Source organism: Streptomyces sp. YKOK-I1, assembly GCF_054660435.1.
The window spans coordinates 6,578,187-6,592,699 of the sequence record NZ_BAAGDR010000001.1; the positions used below are offsets into that span (position 1 = coordinate 6,578,187).

The 14,513-nt window shown below is 73.3% G+C and carries 15 protein-coding genes; 11 read left to right on the forward strand and 4 right to left on the reverse strand.

Annotated elements, in window-relative coordinates; all coding sequences use genetic code 11:
• Position 1: 1 nt before the first annotated feature.
• The 3 genes from ACYQ8Q_RS29420 (at position 2) to ACYQ8Q_RS29430 (ending at position 1,805) form a co-directional block, all read left to right on the forward strand.
• Complete coding sequence (locus tag ACYQ8Q_RS29420) at positions 2-763, forward strand: IclR family transcriptional regulator (RefSeq protein ID WP_460068933.1); 762 nt, start codon at positions 2-4, stop codon at positions 761-763.
• Complete coding sequence (locus ACYQ8Q_RS29425) at positions 763-1,167, forward strand: RidA family protein (RefSeq protein ID WP_460068935.1); 405 nt, start codon at positions 763-765, stop codon at positions 1,165-1,167. The genes ACYQ8Q_RS29420 and ACYQ8Q_RS29425 overlap by 1 nt, the downstream gene beginning before the upstream one ends.
• 107 nt (positions 1,168-1,274) lie before the next feature.
• Positions 1,275-1,805 carry a hypothetical protein gene (locus ACYQ8Q_RS29430; protein ID WP_460068937.1) on the forward strand — a complete coding sequence of 177 codons (531 nt, stop codon included), beginning with the start codon at positions 1,275-1,277 and terminating at the stop codon, positions 1,803-1,805.
• Positions 1,806-1,813: 8 nt separating this feature from the next.
• Here the strand turns inward: ACYQ8Q_RS29430 and ACYQ8Q_RS29435 are convergent, their stop codons facing one another.
• Complete coding sequence (locus tag ACYQ8Q_RS29435) at positions 1,814-3,184, reverse strand: M14 family metallopeptidase (protein WP_460068938.1); 1,371 nt, start codon at positions 3,182-3,184, stop codon at positions 1,814-1,816.
• A gap of 299 nt (positions 3,185-3,483) precedes the next feature.
• Here ACYQ8Q_RS29435 and ACYQ8Q_RS29440 point away from each other — a divergent pair, with 299 nt between their 5' ends.
• The 4 genes from ACYQ8Q_RS29440 (at position 3,484) to ACYQ8Q_RS29455 (ending at position 7,859) form a co-directional block, all read left to right on the forward strand.
• Positions 3,484-5,937, forward strand: coding sequence for an ATP-binding protein (locus ACYQ8Q_RS29440; RefSeq protein WP_460068941.1), 2,454 nt, complete (start codon positions 3,484-3,486; stop codon positions 5,935-5,937).
• 120 nt (positions 5,938-6,057) lie between these two features.
• Complete coding sequence (locus ACYQ8Q_RS29445) at positions 6,058-6,921, forward strand: anti-sigma factor RsbA family regulatory protein (RefSeq protein ID WP_460068943.1); 864 nt, start codon at positions 6,058-6,060, stop codon at positions 6,919-6,921.
• Between the two features lie 82 nt (positions 6,922-7,003).
• Entirely contained in the window at positions 7,004-7,477 is a 474-nt protein-coding gene (locus tag ACYQ8Q_RS29450) for an ATP-binding protein (protein ID WP_460068946.1), read from the forward strand.
• 103 nt (positions 7,478-7,580) lie between these two features.
• Positions 7,581-7,859, forward strand: a complete 279-nt coding sequence (locus ACYQ8Q_RS29455; protein ID WP_460068949.1) for an isochorismatase family protein — start codon at positions 7,581-7,583, stop codon at positions 7,857-7,859.
• A 55-nt stretch (positions 7,860-7,914) separates the two neighbouring features.
• Here ACYQ8Q_RS29455 and ACYQ8Q_RS29460 read toward each other — a convergent pair whose 3' ends face one another.
• Positions 7,915-9,180 (reverse strand): hypothetical protein, encoded by a 1,266-nt coding sequence (locus ACYQ8Q_RS29460; RefSeq protein ID WP_460068951.1) that lies wholly within the window; start codon positions 9,178-9,180, stop codon positions 7,915-7,917.
• 56 nt (positions 9,181-9,236) lie between these two features.
• Positions 9,237-9,746: a SigE family RNA polymerase sigma factor gene (locus tag ACYQ8Q_RS29465; protein WP_460068953.1), complete on the reverse strand. Its 510-nt coding sequence runs from the start codon at positions 9,744-9,746 to the stop codon at positions 9,237-9,239.
• Between the two features lie 127 nt (positions 9,747-9,873).
• On the opposite strand from ACYQ8Q_RS29465, the gene ACYQ8Q_RS29470 reads away from it, so the two are divergent.
• The 4 genes from ACYQ8Q_RS29470 to ACYQ8Q_RS29485 all read left to right on the forward strand — a co-directional run bounded on the left by ACYQ8Q_RS29470 (position 9,874) and on the right by ACYQ8Q_RS29485 (position 13,620).
• Positions 9,874-10,224, forward strand: a complete 351-nt coding sequence (locus ACYQ8Q_RS29470) for a hypothetical protein (protein WP_460068957.1) — start codon at positions 9,874-9,876, stop codon at positions 10,222-10,224.
• Positions 10,225-10,314: 90 nt separating this feature from the next.
• Positions 10,315-12,636, forward strand: coding sequence for a sensor histidine kinase (locus ACYQ8Q_RS29475; RefSeq protein WP_460068960.1), 2,322 nt, complete (start codon positions 10,315-10,317; stop codon positions 12,634-12,636).
• Positions 12,633-13,316: a response regulator gene (locus tag ACYQ8Q_RS29480; RefSeq protein ID WP_460068963.1), complete on the forward strand. Its 684-nt coding sequence runs from the start codon at positions 12,633-12,635 to the stop codon at positions 13,314-13,316. The genes ACYQ8Q_RS29475 and ACYQ8Q_RS29480 overlap by 4 nt, the downstream gene beginning before the upstream one ends.
• A 19-nt stretch (positions 13,317-13,335) precedes the next feature.
• On the forward strand, positions 13,336-13,620 hold the full coding sequence (locus tag ACYQ8Q_RS29485) for an SCO4225 family membrane protein (RefSeq protein WP_460068964.1): 285 nt from the start codon (positions 13,336-13,338) through the stop codon (positions 13,618-13,620).
• A gap of 160 nt (positions 13,621-13,780) precedes the next feature.
• On the opposite strand, the gene ACYQ8Q_RS29490 is transcribed toward ACYQ8Q_RS29485, so the two are convergent.
• Positions 13,781-14,449: a TetR/AcrR family transcriptional regulator gene (locus ACYQ8Q_RS29490; protein WP_460068966.1), complete on the reverse strand. Its 669-nt coding sequence runs from the start codon at positions 14,447-14,449 to the stop codon at positions 13,781-13,783.
• Positions 14,450-14,513 lie beyond the last annotated feature (64 nt).

Genomic DNA, 14,513 nt, shown 5'->3' on the forward strand with positions numbered 1-14,513 from the left:
CATGAGCCAGACCGTCGACCGAGCGCTCAGCATCCTGCCGCTGCTCGCCGAGGGCCCCGCCGATCTCGGACAGGTCGCCGACCGCCTCGGCGTGCACAAGTCGACGGCGCTGCGGCTGCTGCGCACCCTCCATGAACACGGCCTCGTCTACCGCCAGTCCGACCAGCGCTACCGCCTCGGCGCCCGTCTCTTCGCCCTCGCCCAGGAGGCGATGGAGAACCTCGACATCCGCGAGATCGCCCACCCCCACCTCGTCCGCCTCAACGAACAGTGCGGACACACCGTGCATCTCGCCGTGTACGAGGAGGGCGAGGTCCTCTACATCGACAAGGTCGACAGCCGCTACCCGGTGCGGATGTACTCGCGGATCGGCAAACCCGTGGCCATCACGGTCGCAGCCGTCGCCAAGCTGCTGCTCGCCGACCTCCCCGAGGCCGAGCGGCGCGCGGTCGCCGAGAAGCTCGACTACCCGATGTACACGGCCCGTTCCACCCCCAGCGCCCCCGCCTTCCTGCGGGAGCTGGAGAAGGTGCGGGAACAGGGCTGGGCCACCGACCTCGGCGGCCACGAGGAGTCCATCAACTGCGTCGCCGCCCCGATCCGCGGCGCGGACGGCCGGGTGGTCGCCGCGATGTCGGTCTCCGCGCCGAACGTCGTCGTCACCGCCGACGAACTCCTCACCCTCCGCCCGCTGGTGCGCCGTACGGCGGACGCGATCAGCGGGGAGTACTCCGGCCGGACACCGATCAAGGAAGCCACCTGATGACCGAGAAGACCGCGCTCACCCCGAAGACCCACACCACCCCGCCCGCGAAGTTCTCCCACGGCGTGCGCAAGGGCAACATCCTCCAGGTCGCCGGCCAGGTCGGCTTCCTGCCCGCCGAGGAGGGCAGGCCCCCGACGCCCGCCGGCCCCACCCTGCGCGAGCAGACCCTCCAGACCCTCGCCAACGTCGAGGCGATCCTCCAGGAGGGCGGGGCCCGCTGGGAGGACGTGATGATGATCCGCGTCTATCTGACCGACGTCGACCACTTCGCGGAGATGAACGAGATCTACAACGCCTACTTCGCGGACCTCACCGAGGCCCCCGCCGCCCGCACCACCGTCTACGTCGGTCTCCCCGCCGGGCTCCTCGTCGAGATCGACGCGCTCGCCGTACTCGGCTGACGCGGCCGGGTTGAGCGTGTTCGGGTGCGCCTCTCCCTTGTAGGTCTCCGGTAACGAAGTAGGGGCTGGCTGTGTCCGGCACAGGATCTTCGACCATACTTCGCGCTGTGGAGCAGCAGCGGATAGGTTCGAGCAGCAAGCCCCTGGAGGGCGCCGGGTTCGACCCGGCGTTCATCCCCGGAATCTCGTCGCCCCTCAAGGCGGAGCCGGAGGACGCGAAGCCGGCCGAGGAGGTCGAGGCGTCCGAGGCGTCCGAGGCGTCCGAGGAGACGCCGGAGGCCGCGGAGACGGCCGAGGCCACCGAGACCCCGGCCGCCGAGGAGGAGGCCCCCGCCGAGGAGGAGGCCTCCGACGGCCCCGTCTTCGAGGCCGCCGACCGCCGGGCGCGGATCACCGCCGACGCCAAGGGCGTCCGGCTCCGCCTCGACGAGGAGGCGTGCGAGTTCCGCTGGGACGAGATCGGCGCCATCGAGACCGAGGCCCCGCGCTTCGGCAAGCGGTTCACCATCACGGTCCACACCCCTGACCGCCGCTGGTACCCGATCGAGATCGAGGCGACGGCCAGGTCCCGCTTCAAGGAGTGGGAGACGTCATTGGACGAGGTCCTCGACGCGTACTTCGAAGAGGACGACGACTAGTCCCGCCCCTAACTGCAGTACTGGGCGGCCTTGCCGATGGACCGGTACATACAGTCGGCGTTCTCAAGAAGCTGCAACACCGCGTCCCGGTTCCGGGAGGTCTCCCGCTCGATCACCTCGTCGGGCGGGTAGAACCCACCCCCGGAGCTGGACGTCGGATACATCTCGAACGTGTACGAGAAGATCTTGTGCACGCCCCAGAGGTAGTCGTCGATCGTCCCGTCGGTGATGTACAGGTCGCTCGACTGCTCCGCGGTGTACCCGTTGCTGGCCGCCATCTTCTGCCCCACCGCCTTGAACGCGGCGTTGTCGTCGGCCGTCATCCCGGTCGCCGTGTCCGAGTACGTGTACCCGAACGGCCACAGCACCAGCTCGCTGTAGGTGTGGAAGTCGATCCCGGCGGTGATCTGCTGCTTGCCGCCCACGACCCGGCTGCGGACGAAGTCGGAGACGACCTTCACCTCGGGCGCGGACTCGGCCGAGGTGCCCCGGTAGGTCTCGGAGGACGTGGAGCCGGAGGAGCCGCCGCAGCAGCCGAAGTTGTAGTTCCAGTTCCGGTTGAGGTCCGTACCGACGTACGAGGAACCGGAGTTGGGCTGCCGGTTCTTGCGCCAGGAGCGGTAGGAGCCGGTGGCGATGTCGTACTCGCCGCCGTCCGGGTTGAGGTCGGGGATGATCCAGATCTCGCGCCCGTTGACCATGTTCGTCACCCGGGAGTCGCTGCCGTAGCCGGCGCCCAGTTCGCGGAGCAGATACAGGGCCATCTCGACGGTGAGGTGCTCACGGGCGTGCTGGTGGTGGGTGAACAGCACCTCCGGCTCGGCCTCGTCGGTGCCGACGTTGTCGCTGATCTTGATGGCGACGATGTCCCGGCCGCCGTACGACTTGCCGATGACCTGCTTGCTCATGATGCTCGGGTAGGCCGCGACGCGCTGGTCGATCTCCGCGGTCATCTCGGCGTAGTTGTGGTACTTGGCGTCCGCCGTCGGGAAGTCGAACAGACGCACCTCGTCCGCGGCGAGGCGGTCGGGTGCGGAGCCCACCGGGGTGACCTCGTACCCCTGGGAGCGCAGCTTGGCGATCTGGTCGGCGCGGCCGGAGACGACCACGGTCTCCTCGTCGGCCTCGTCGACGCTCACCCCGGCGCGGGCGATCGCGGTGCGGGTGACGGGGGTGTTGTGGTCGACGTGGATCTCGTACTGGCGGATGTCGTCGGCGGAGGAGGTGGCCTTCGGGGCGCTGTCGGCGGAGGCGTGGCCGGCCGTCGCCGAGAGCGGGGCCGCGAGGGCGAGGGCGAGCAGGGTGGCGAGGGCGGCGGTGCGCCTGCCGCTGCGGGCGCGGGTGGCGCCGGCGCCTGAGCCGCGGATGCGAAGTCGCATGAACTCTCCTTGTGGGGAGTGGTCGTGGGGGGCGTGCTGTGCGCTTGCTGTGTGCGGCGGTGCGGTGTCGCACATGGTCCGGCGTTGGCATGGTCAGGTCAAGACAGCGCAAACCGCCGCTGGCCTGAATCATGCGGAAAGGGGCGAGCCGATCGGCGGCGCAGTGTACGCGTGGGCGTGTCGCGGCGAACGGACCTCGCGGAAGTACACCCGTGGGGGTGAGGGTGAGGTGCATATATGTACCGCCCGGGGAAGCCTGAGGGTCCGCACGAACGCACCCCCCAGAGGACTGGCTGATCATGGGCGGATCAGCGCCGCGCCGGGACTGCCACCTGCCGGTGGAGACGACCAGCTTCGTCGACCGGCGGAGCGAACTGGCCGAAGGGCGCGAACTCTTGGCCAGGGCGAGGCTGGTCACCCTGACGGGCCCGGGCGGTGTGGGCAAGACCCGCCTCGCCGGCCGGATCGCGGCCCGTGTCGCCCGCGCCTTCCCCGACGGCGTCCGCTTCGTCCACCTCTCCGGCCTGCACGACCCGGCCCTGGTCCCGCTGGCCGTGGCCGACGCGCTCGGCCTGCACGACCACTCCGAACGCCCCGCGCTGGACTCCCTCGTCGAGCGCGTCCGGGACCGCAGACTGCTCCTCGTCGTCGACAACTGCGAGCATCTGCCGACCGCCTGCGCCGCCCTCGCCGGCGCCCTGCTGCGCGGCACCACCGGCATCCGCGTCCTCGCCACCAGCCGCCACCGCCTCGGACTCACCGAGGAACACCTCATGGAGGTACGGCCGCTGCCCGTACCCGACCCCGACGGCGACCTCACCGCCGCCGACGGCTACCCCGCCCTCGCGCTGTTCGCCGACCGCGCCGCCGCGGTGGTGCCCGGCTTCCGCCTCACCGCCGCCAACCGCTCCGCCGTCGCCCGCCTCTGCCGCCGCCTCGACGGACTGCCGCTCGCCATCGAACTCGCCGCCGTCCGGATGCGCGTCCTCGACGTCCACCAGCTCCTCGCCCGCCTCGACGACCGCTACCGCCTCCTCACCGGCGGCAGCCCCGCCGTACTGCCCCGCCACCAGACCCTGCGGGCGGCCGTCGACTGGAGCCATGAGCTGTGCGACGCGCGGGAGCAGGCGGTGTGGGCGCGGTTGTCGGTGCTGGCGGGAAGCTTTGACCTCGTGGCCGCCGAAGCGGTGTGCGGTGGGGCTGGTGCGGGGGGCTCCGCCCCCCGGGCCCCCCTTTCCGGCCCTGAACGGGCCTTGTCCTCAAGCTCCCCCAGAGGGGGGACCCCCAGAGGGGGGACCCCCAGACGGGCTGAATTCACCGACGTTCTCGAAGCCGTCGCCGGGCTCGTCGACAAGTCCGTCCTGAGCCGCGAGGTCGCTCCCGACGGAGGGCTTCGGTATCGGCTGCTCGACACCCTTCGGCACTACGGGCTGGAGCGGCTGCGCGAGGTGCCGGGGGAGGAGCGGGCCGCCCGGGTCCGGCACCGGGACTGGGCGCAGGAGCTGGCCACCGCCTGCGAGCGGGAGTGGTTCGGGTCCGGGCAGCCCGGGATCGTCGCCCGGCTGCGCGCCGACCGGGACAACATCCGCTCCGCCCTGGACTTCAGCCTCACCACCCCCGGCGAGGCCCATGCCGGACTGCGGCTGGCCGGCACCCTGTGGTTCCACTGGCATGCCTGCGGGGCCCCGCGCGAAGGCCGGTACTGGCTCGACCGCGCCCTCGACGCCAACCCCGACCCCAGCCCCGAACGGGCCCGTGCCCTGTGGACGGCGGGCCTGCTCGCCGGCTGCCCCGAGGACCTCACCCGGGGCCGCAGGCGCGCCGAGGAGGCCCGTGCCCTCGCCCAGCGCCTCGGCGACCCGGCCGAGGCCGCCCACGCCGACTACGTCATCGGTGTCATCCGGTTGTTCAGCGACGACATCCCCGGCGCCCTCGCCCACTTCCGCGCCGCCGTGGCCCGCGGCCGCGCCCCCGGCCAGCACCTCAGCCTCCTCGGCCTGGACCACGTCGAACTCGCCTGTGCCCTCGCCTTCCTGGGCCGGGCCGACGAGGCCATCGAGGTGTGCGAGGAGATCCGCCGGCTGTGCGCGGAACACGGCGAGCAGTGGGTGCTGTCGTACGGGGAACGCATCCTCGCCCTCGCCCACGCCGTGAAGGGGGACGGCGGGCGGGCGGAGGCGCACGCCCGTGAGGCGCTGCGGCTCAAGCTCGCGGTCCACGATGTCGTGGGCATCGGTCTCACCCTCGATCTGCTGGCCCGGATCGCCGCCGACCGGGGCGCCCACCGCCGTGCGGCCGTCGTGCTCGGCGGCGCCGACCGGGCCTGGACCGACGTGGACCGCGACCGCTGGGGCGCGGCCTGCCTCAACGCCACCCGCCGCGCCGCCGAGGACCGGGTCCGCGAGGCGATCGGGGCGGCCGCCTACCGCCGCGCCTACGACCGGGGCGCCGCCCTCGCCCTGCCCGAACTCGCCGCCCGCGTCCTGGACGACACGGGGGACGACTGCGGGCTCGCCCGCCCCGACGGGCACGCCGACGGACACGCCGAGGAGCCGCCCGCCGCCACCGTCCGCCTGACCCGACGCGAGGCCCAGGTCGCCGAACTCGTCGCCGAGGGACTCGCCAACCAGCAGATCGCCGACCGACTGGTGATCGCCCGCCGCACCGCCGAAGGACATGTCGAACGCATCCTCAGCAAGCTCGGGTTCAGCAACCGCAGCCAGATCGCCGCCTGGGTGTCCGCCCAGCGCTGACCGGCCCACCGCGCCACCACCGCACCCACCCGACCCACCCCATCGATCCACGAGGGACCCATGACCGCTTCCCCTTCCCCCTCTTCTTCTCCGTCCCCGTGCGGCTCGTTCGACCACCGCATGACCGTCTTCGGTACCGACGAGGGCTTCCTCGGCGATGCCCTGCCCTTCCTGGCCGAGGGGCTCGCCGCCCCCGACGAGCCACCGCCGATGGCGATCCTCGCCCCCGACCGGCTGGACCTGCTGCGCGACGCCCTCGGCGCCGACGCCCGCCGCATCGGCTTCCTTCCGCACACCGACTGGTACACCGGCTCCGCCGCCAACGCCGTCGCCCGGGCCGCCGCCCACCTCGCCGGACACGGCGGTCCCGGCGGCCGGATGCATCTGCTCATGGAACCGGTGTGGAACGGGCGCGCCGGCCGCTCCCCGCGCGAGAGCGCCGAGTGGATCCGCTACGAGGCCCTCGCCAACCTCCTCTTCGCCTCGACCGCGACCACCGCGATGTGCGTCTACGACACCCGTACCGCCGGCGCGGTCCTCATCGAGGCGGCCCGCCGCGCCCACCCCGGTACGGGCGTGTACGAGGACCCGGTCCGTATCGCCGCCGAGCTGGACGCCGTACCCCTGCCGCCCACCCCGTCCGACGCGCGGCGGCTCTCCGAACCGGCGCCGGAGGCCGTGCACGCCTGGGCCGCCGGGCGCGGGCTGGGCGGCGCCGACGCGGAGACGTTCACCACGGCCGTCACCGAGGCCGCCACCCTCGGCCGGGTCACCGGCGCGGCGCTGTGGGGCGAGGCGCCCGGCTGTGTCTGCGAACTCCTGCTGGCCGAACGGATCGACGACCCGCTCGTCGGCTTCGTCCCGCCCCCGGCCGCCGGACCGGCACCCGGGCAGGGGCTCTGGTACGCCCGTCAGGTCTGCGCGTACGTCGACGTCCGCGAGGCCGGCGACGGGGGTACGGCCGTACGGTTGCAGTACGCGTGAGCCCACCCGTGTGAGCGGTGCGGGTACGGAATCGGGTAGTCCTCCCCGTACGCGAAAGGCCCGGGGAGGACATCCTGGGGCCATGGCCATGCTGCGACTCTCCGGCGGAGGACCCCGCCCGGAACCCGCTCCTCGCTACGGCGCCCATCCCCAGCCGCCGATGGGCGCCGGCCACTGGAGCGCCGAGTACGAACCCCGGCCCGCCGTCGTGCGGGAGGCACGCGCGCAGGTGCGCGGACAGCTGGAGAAGTGGGGGCTCGCGGAGCGCGGCGAGCTGGCCGACACGGCCGAGCTGCTCGTCAGCGAGCTGGCCACCCATGCGCTGCTCCGGTCGGGGAGCCGTTTCCGCCTCACACTGACGGCCGCGCACGGGGTGTTGCGGTGCGAGGTGACGGACCGGGGGTGGTGCGGGCCCGAGGAGGGGGAGTGCTGCGGGGCGGACAGCGGGCGGGGGCTCTTCCTGGTGGACGCGATGGCCCGGCGGTGGGGATGCCGGCCGGAGGGCGCGGGGAGGACCTCGTGGTTCGAGCTGGAGACATGCGCGTTCGGGCACTGATGGGGTGCGCGGGGCAAGCTTGAGTAACTCAAGCTTGAGTGTGGCAAGTACCTTTCCTGGCAAGCCGTACCCGGCCGTCGGCGCCCCCGTGATCCTGGTCCGCATGGCCACCTCGCCCGACGGCGCCGACGCCGTGCCCGGCCGCAGCGAGGCGGCCCGGCTGGCCGGCGGCCGCTCCCGCCCCTACGACCTCGGCCCGATCGCCGAACCGCTCACCGGCCACGACGGGGACATCCTCGTCACCAAGCGGAACCGGGGCGCCTTCCCCGGCACCGACCTGGACCTCCAGCCGCGCCGCCGGGGCGTCACCCAGATCGTCCTCGGCGGCATCGCCACCAGCCTCGGCGTCGAGTCGACCGCCCACGCCGCCTCTTCCCGCTGATCGGCGAGCCGGGGACCACCGAGGAGATCCTGGCGCTGCTCAAGCGGTAGCCGGCTCAGGGCGTGACCGTGTCGGTCAGCCACTGCGGGCTGAGCGCGATCCTCCGCAGATCGCCCAGGGTGAGGGCGGGCGCCTTGCGGGTCGCGGCCTTGTTCTGGTCGCCCGTGTTGAAGGCGCTGATCACGACCCGCAGCCCGTCCTTGCGCAGGGTGTCCGCCGTCCACATCACGACCCCCGCCCCGCCCTTCTCGCCGGGCGCCTCACGGACCGCGACCAGGGTGCCGTCGGCGAGGGTCTCGGCGTCGGAGCCGAAGAGCTGGCCGGCGACGTCGGACATACCGGGCTGCACATTGACCTGGACGAGACTGCGGCCCTTGCCGTCGTCGACGACGAAGAAGCCGTACCCGGTCTCCTCGCTGCCGCTGGAGACGATGTCGGCCTTCCTGGGCAGCAGCAGCTTGAGCTTGCGCAGGATCGTCAGCCCGGTCAGTTCCCCGGGACGGGTGGGGGCGCCGGTAGCGGCGCCCGGCGCCTTCTCCTCCGGCAGGGCGTCGATGATCTCCCGCCACTCGGCGGCCGAGGCCAGCGCCTTCAGCTGCTTCGGACCGAGCGGCGGATCCGTCCGGGTGACCGGCTTGCCCTTCTCCGCCGGGGAGTTCCACTCGATGACGCTGACGCGATGGCCGTCCGGAGTGACGAGATCGGCGCCCCACGCCTTGGTGTCGACCCGGCGGTCCGGATACTCGTAGCCCTGGTAGACCGTGATCGCGGAGCCGTCGGGCAGGCCCTCGGTCGTGCAGCTGTCGAAGTCCGACTGCGTGCCCTCGGGGCAGGGCATCACCTCGGCGGAGGGATCGAGGCTCCGCCCGCCCGGCGTGATCCGCTCCAGTCCCACGGAGAGGGACCCCTCGCCCTGCCCGTCGTCGAAGACCCCCACCGCCAGCGGCGGCAGCTCCTCGTCGGTGCCGCGCGCCACCGTGCTGGTGAACCTGCCCTGGGGGAGCAGCTTTTGCAGGGTGCGGACGACGTCGTCGGCGGAATAGGCGCGCGCGGGTTCGGGGGTGCCGCTCCCGGCGACCGACGAGGGCCGCGGGGCGGGCGTGCCGTGCCAGGGCACGAGCAGCGCGCCGCCCACCCCGACGAGCGCGAGGCTCGCGGCGCTCCCCGCGACCGCGGCCCGGCGCTGCAGCTGGAGCCGCCGGCCGCGCCGGGCGCCCGCGGCGGCGAGCTCGGTGCGCGGGGCGTCGAAGGTGCCGCCGACCTCGTGCAGGGCGGCGGTGAGACGGTCCTCGAAGGGGTCGGTGTGCTGGTCTGCGGGCATGGTGAACCACCGTTTCCACGGGCGCTGGATGAAGTCGAGGGGAGAGGGCGGGCGGGTCAGGGGCGTGCGTACTCGCCGATGTCCTCGCCCAGCAGCTCCCGCAGCCGTCCCAGCGCCCGCGAGCACCGGGTCCGCACGGCCGCCGAGCTGGCGTTGAGGGCACCGGCGGTCTCCTCGACCGACCGGTCCTCCCAGTACCGCAGGACCACCACGGCCCGGTCCTTCGCGGGCAGCCGGCCGAGGGCCTGGAGCAGGGTGAGCCGCAGCGGGGTGTCGGTGCCGCCGCCGTCCGGCAGGTCGGGGAACGCCTCCACGGCCCGCTCCCGGCTGCTGCGTCTGCGCTGATGGGCGAGGAAGGTGCGGGTCAGGACGGTCTGCGCGTACGCCGCCGGGTTGTCCGCCCGGGACACCCGGCCCCAGCGGACGTACAGCCTGCCGAGGGTCTCCTGCACCAGATCCTCGGCGAGATGGGTGTCCCCGGCGGTGAGCAGACACGCGGACCGGTACAGATGCCCGGTGCGCGCCGCCGCGAACTCGGCGTACTCGTCCGCACGGACCTTCCTCATACGAGTCCCCCTGTGTAGGTCGCTGTGCTGTCCTGCCGTCCTCACCTCATTGATGCGGTGGGACGGGGGAAATGTTTCAGGGGGGACCGAAAGTGGGTTCACAGGGGGCTCCGGGTAGGTTGCCGGGGTGACAGACCAGCCGCCGCCACCCCCGGCCGTCCCGCCGGGCTTCGGACCGCCTCCGCCCTCCTACGCGCCGGGGCCGGAGTTCCTCGCCGTCGACAAGCACAACTCGATCGTCGTCGACGTCTCCGGCGTGGCCTTCGAGATGTACGACATCACGGTCGACTTCCCCTGGCCGGAGATCCGGAGCGTCCACTACAAGGCGAGCCCCAACGGCAAGGCGCTGATGGTCGCCGTGGTCCACCTGGACGGCCGGGTGTACGAGTGCGTCGTGAACGCCAGGCCGCGCGAGCTGCTCCCCACCTGGTTCGCGCAACTGGCGTGGGTGCTCGGCCACTACCGGCCGATGGGCTAGACGACAGCGATCTGCAACCCAGGTAAGAGGCGGGAATACGACCCGAGCGGGAGTCGGGTCCCTCACCTGCGGACATAGCCTGGGCGCACCATGAAGCGAACCGACGACCGGCTGATCCCGGTCCTGCTGATCTGCGTCCAGGCGCTGGTGTGGCCCGGGGCGGCGCTCGTACGCGGCACCGTCCCCTCCGCCTCCGACCTGCTCGTGGCCGCCCTGGTCGCCGGACCGCTGACCGCCGCGCTCGCCCTGCGCCGGGCCCGCCCGGTGACCACCCTGGTCCTGGTCGCCGTCGCCTGCGGGCTGGGGGCCGGGCCGCTGCCCACGGGAGCGGTGGCCGTGTTCGGGACCGCGGGCGTCGCGCTGGCCCTGTTCGCCGTGGCGAGCGAGCGCGACACCTTCACCGCCGTGCTGTGCGTGGTGACGCTCCCCTTCTGGCAGTTCACGCAGGACATCACGCTGCACGGGCTCAGGGACGGCGACGGCCTCGGCGTCGCCCTCACCGCCCTGCTGTACGTGGCCGCGTGCGGCAGCGGCCTGGTGGCCCGGCGGGTCCGCCGGGCCCGGCAGGCGGCCGAGCGGGCGCTGCGCCGCGCCGAGGCCGAGCGCCACCGGCTCCCCGCCGCCGAACGGCGGCGGATGGAAAGGGAGTTGCATGACGTCAGCGCCCACCATCTGACCGCCGTGGTGGTCACCGCGGGCGCGGCGCTGGGGCTGCGCGAGCGGCGCCCCGAACTGGCCCAGGAGGCACTGCGGTTCGCGGCCGAGACCGGCCGGGAGGTCACCCGGGCCCTCGGCGCGGTGCGGGCGCCTACGCCCTCGCGTGAGGAACTGCCCACGCCCGAGGAGCGGTTGCACGCGCTCGTCGAGGGGTTCCGCAGGCTCGAACAGCCGGTGGAGTGCGAGATCGACCCCCTCCCGGACGGGATCGTCGCGGACGCGGCGTACGGCATCGTGCGCGAGGCGCTGACCAACGTGGCACGCCACGCACCCGGCGCCCGTACGACGGTGCTGTGCCGGTACGGCGACAGCCGCACCGACGTCGTGGTCACCAGCGCGGCCCCGCCGGCCGGGGCGGCGGCGCACGCGGCGGGCCTCGGCGGCGGCCGCGGCCAGGGCTTCCTGCGCTCCCGCGCCCGGGAGGCGGGCGGCACCCTGAGCACCGGTCCGACGGCCGACGGCGGCTGGGAGGTCCGCGCGGCCCTGCCCGGCCGGAGCTCCGCGCCGGTGGAGTCGAGCGTGCCGCGGGGCCACCGCCTCGCCCAGGTCGTCGCCGCGCTCGGGCTGTCCCTCCAACCGCTGCTCCCCGCGCTGGTGATCCGCGCGGACAGCGCGTCGTACACCTCGCACATCACCGCGGGCGCGCTGTTCGCCCTGCTCGCCGCGGCCCAGGCGGTCGCCCTGCTGTGGCTGCGCCGCACCCCCCGGCTCGCCCTCGCCGCCCTGCTCGCCCTGGCCCCGCTGTGGCCGGCGGCGATGGCACTGGGCCACTACACCGGCCCGGCACTCCTGCCACCGGCCCTGAGCATGCTCGCGACCTGCGCGGCACTCGCCGCCCGCGCGGAACGCCGTACGGCAGACTCCGTGGGTTTCCTCGGGGATCGCCCGCTGCTCGCGGTCGTCCTCGCGGTGGTGGTGGTCCACGCGGGGGCCGCGACCGTCGCCGTTGTGGGGCGGGGGGCGGCGGCGCCCGGGTGGGTGGTGGGCGCGGGCGTCACGGCAGGGGTCCTGGCGGTGGCCGGGGCGGCTGTGTGGGCCGGGAGCCGGCGGGGCTGGCGGGAGCGGGCCGAGCGGGGTGCGCGGGAGGAGCGTCTTGCCGCCTGGACCGGGGAGGCCGTCCGGGACGCGTGGGCCGAGCGGCGCCGGATCGCCGCCGGGCTGGAGACCACCGTGCTGGCCCGCACCGCCGACATGGTCGCCGAGGCGGAGTTCGGGCGGCTCGACTCCACCGTCGGCCGCGCCCGGGAGGCGCTGGCCGCGATGCGCGCCCTGCTCGACGCGGTCCGGGAGGACGAGACGGCCCCCGAACTGCGCCCCCAGCCCACCCTCCAGGCCCTCGACCTGCTCGCCGCCCAGTGCCGGGCCACCGGCCGCGACATCGAGATACGGCTCACCGACCGTGTACCGGACCGGCTGCCCACGGCGGTGGACCTGACCGCCTACCATGCGGCCGAGACACTGCTCGCGGCCGGCGGCGAGGATCCCGCCCTGCTCGAACTCGACGCGGACGGAACTACGTTGACGCTGACCGCCACCGGTGTGCCGCTTGGCGCCCGCCCCGCCCTGCGGGAGAGGCTCACGGCGCGGATCGCGGCGCTCGGCGGCACCCTGTCCACCGAGGAGCCCGGCCCGGTCGGCCTCCGGCTGCCGCTCGCGCCGGCGGCGGAGCAGGCTGAGGAGAAGAGGGAACGATGAGTCTCAAGGTGCTGGTCGTCGACGACCAGGGCATCGTACGGGCGGGGTTCGCCGCGGTGATCGACGCCGAGGAGGACCTGACGGTCGTCGGCGAGGCCGGTGACGGCGCGAGCGCGGTGCGGCTGGCGGAGGAACTCCGTCCCGACGTGGTCGTCATGGACGTCCGTATGCCCGAACTGGACGGCATCGCCGCCACCCGCATCATCACCGGCCGGGAGGACGCGCCCCGGGTGCTCGTCCTGACCACCTTCGACCTCGACGCGTACGTCTTCGACGCCCTGCGTGCCGGAGCCTCGGGCTTCCTCCTCAAGGACGTCCAGCCCGCCGAACTCCTCCAGGGCATCCGGGTGGTGGCGGCGGGCGAGAGCGTGCTCGCCCCCTCCGCGACCCGGCGGCTGATCGGCCACTACGCCCTGGGCGGCGGCGGGCAGACCTCGTCCGGCACGCCCGCCCCCGAACTGGACACCCTGACCGCCAGCCAGCGCGGCGTCCTCACCCTGGTGGCGGCCGGTCTCAACAACGCGGAGATCGCCGATCAGCTGGGCATCACCGTCGGCACGGTCAAGTCCCACGTCAACGCGCTGCTGCGCAAACTCGGGCTGCGGGACCGCGTCCAGGCGACGATCCTCGCCTACGACCTGGGGCTGGCCCGCCCGAACCCACCCGGCCTGCACCTCTGAGCACCCCGAGGAGCCACTCGTGACTCACCGCCTGCGCCACGCCCTCACCGATGTCTTCGCCCTCGGCTACCTCGCGCTCTGCGCGGGGCTGTTGGTGTGGGCGCTGGTGGTGAGCGCTCTCGACGACTCGGGCGAATCCATGGCGGGAGTCATCCCCCTGCTGGCCACGGCCCCGGCGAGTCTGGTCCTGCTTGCCCTCCCGGACGGCATCGTGATGGTCGTTCTGGCGGTCGCCTTCGGGGCCCTGTGCAACGCGGCGGTCATCGGCTGGTGCGCCCGCGCTCTGCGGCGTCAGAGCAGGTGATCGGCCTTCGTTGCCGGCGGGGTCGGTGCCGAGGCGGAAGCAGGCCGATCCCTAGGCGCAGAAAGCTTCTTGAAGGCCGGGCGGCGGTGCGTCGGCCGGCTGTGCCGCCGCGGCGGTTCTCCTCCTGGGCCGTGTCCGGACGATCAGCGTGCAGGGGGCGTCACGTCGTGGCCTGGTTGAGTTCGTCCAGGTCGAGTGCGCGGTGGGGCAACGGGGACGGGCTGACCCGGTCGCGGCGTAGGCCGTCCAGGAGGAGGGTGAGGTAGCGCCTCCACAGGTCCGGTGTGACGGCCCGGCTGCGCTGGGTGGCGGCTCCGAGCATGACCTGGACGAGCAGGAAGTCGGTCGGATCGATGTCGTCGCGGAGTCGGCCGTCCTGCTGGGCGCGTGCGAAGACGGCGCCGACCAGGGGATGAAGGCGGTCCCGCAGGCCGGCCAGTCGAGGTCTGCTGTCTGTGCTTCCCAGCAGGACTTCTCTCAGCCCGCGGTTCTCGGCGAAGCGCTGGGCGGTGGTCAGAAAGAACTCCACGAGGCTGTCCCAGGGGTCTTCCTGGATGAGGGCCTGTTCCGCGCACGTCACCAAACGCTCCACCTCGTCTTCGAAGACGGCATCGATGAGTTCCTCGCGGCCCGCGAAGCGACGGTAGGCGGTGCCGACGCCGACGCCCGCGTGGCGGGCGATGTCGTCGAGGGTGACGTCCAGCCCTCGCTCGGCGAAGACCTCCTGAGCAGCGGCGATGATGCGCTGCCGGTTGCGCTCCGCGTCCGCCCGCAGGGGGCGCGCCAGGGTGTTCTCGGGGGGCGGGGTGGAGGCGGTTGGGCTGCTCATACGTCCACCATAGCCGGAAACCGGAGATGACATCTCCAGTTCCAGTGCTACAGTGGGCCGCATA

What these genes read in the sequence shown, in the direction of transcription:
- ACYQ8Q_RS29465 (WP_460068953.1), bottom strand. Translation starts at nt 9,746, where the DNA reads ATGAGGAAGGTCCGTGCGGACGAGTACGCCGAGTTCGCGGCGGCGCGC.
- ACYQ8Q_RS29425 (WP_460068935.1), top strand. Translation starts at nt 763, where the DNA reads ATGACCGAGAAGACCGCGCTCACCCCGAAGACCCACACCACCCCGCCC.
- ACYQ8Q_RS29460 (WP_460068951.1), bottom strand. Translation starts at nt 9,180, where the DNA reads ATGCCCGCAGACCAGCACACCGACCCCTTCGAGGACCGTCTCACCGCC.
- ACYQ8Q_RS29480 (WP_460068963.1), top strand. Translation starts at nt 12,633, where the DNA reads ATGAGTCTCAAGGTGCTGGTCGTCGACGACCAGGGCATCGTACGGGCG.
- ACYQ8Q_RS29455 (WP_460068949.1), top strand. Translation starts at nt 7,581, where the DNA reads ATGGCCACCTCGCCCGACGGCGCCGACGCCGTGCCCGGCCGCAGCGAG.
- ACYQ8Q_RS29475 (WP_460068960.1), top strand. Translation starts at nt 10,315, where the DNA reads ATGAAGCGAACCGACGACCGGCTGATCCCGGTCCTGCTGATCTGCGTC.
- ACYQ8Q_RS29445 (WP_460068943.1), top strand. Translation starts at nt 6,058, where the DNA reads ATGACCGTCTTCGGTACCGACGAGGGCTTCCTCGGCGATGCCCTGCCC.
- ACYQ8Q_RS29450 (WP_460068946.1), top strand. Translation starts at nt 7,004, where the DNA reads ATGGCCATGCTGCGACTCTCCGGCGGAGGACCCCGCCCGGAACCCGCT.
- ACYQ8Q_RS29440 (WP_460068941.1), top strand. Translation starts at nt 3,484, where the DNA reads ATGGGCGGATCAGCGCCGCGCCGGGACTGCCACCTGCCGGTGGAGACG.
- ACYQ8Q_RS29420 (WP_460068933.1), top strand. Translation starts at nt 2, where the DNA reads ATGAGCCAGACCGTCGACCGAGCGCTCAGCATCCTGCCGCTGCTCGCC.
- ACYQ8Q_RS29490 (WP_460068966.1), bottom strand. Translation starts at nt 14,449, where the DNA reads ATGAGCAGCCCAACCGCCTCCACCCCGCCCCCCGAGAACACCCTGGCG.
- ACYQ8Q_RS29435 (WP_460068938.1), bottom strand. Translation starts at nt 3,184, where the DNA reads ATGCGACTTCGCATCCGCGGCTCAGGCGCCGGCGCCACCCGCGCCCGC.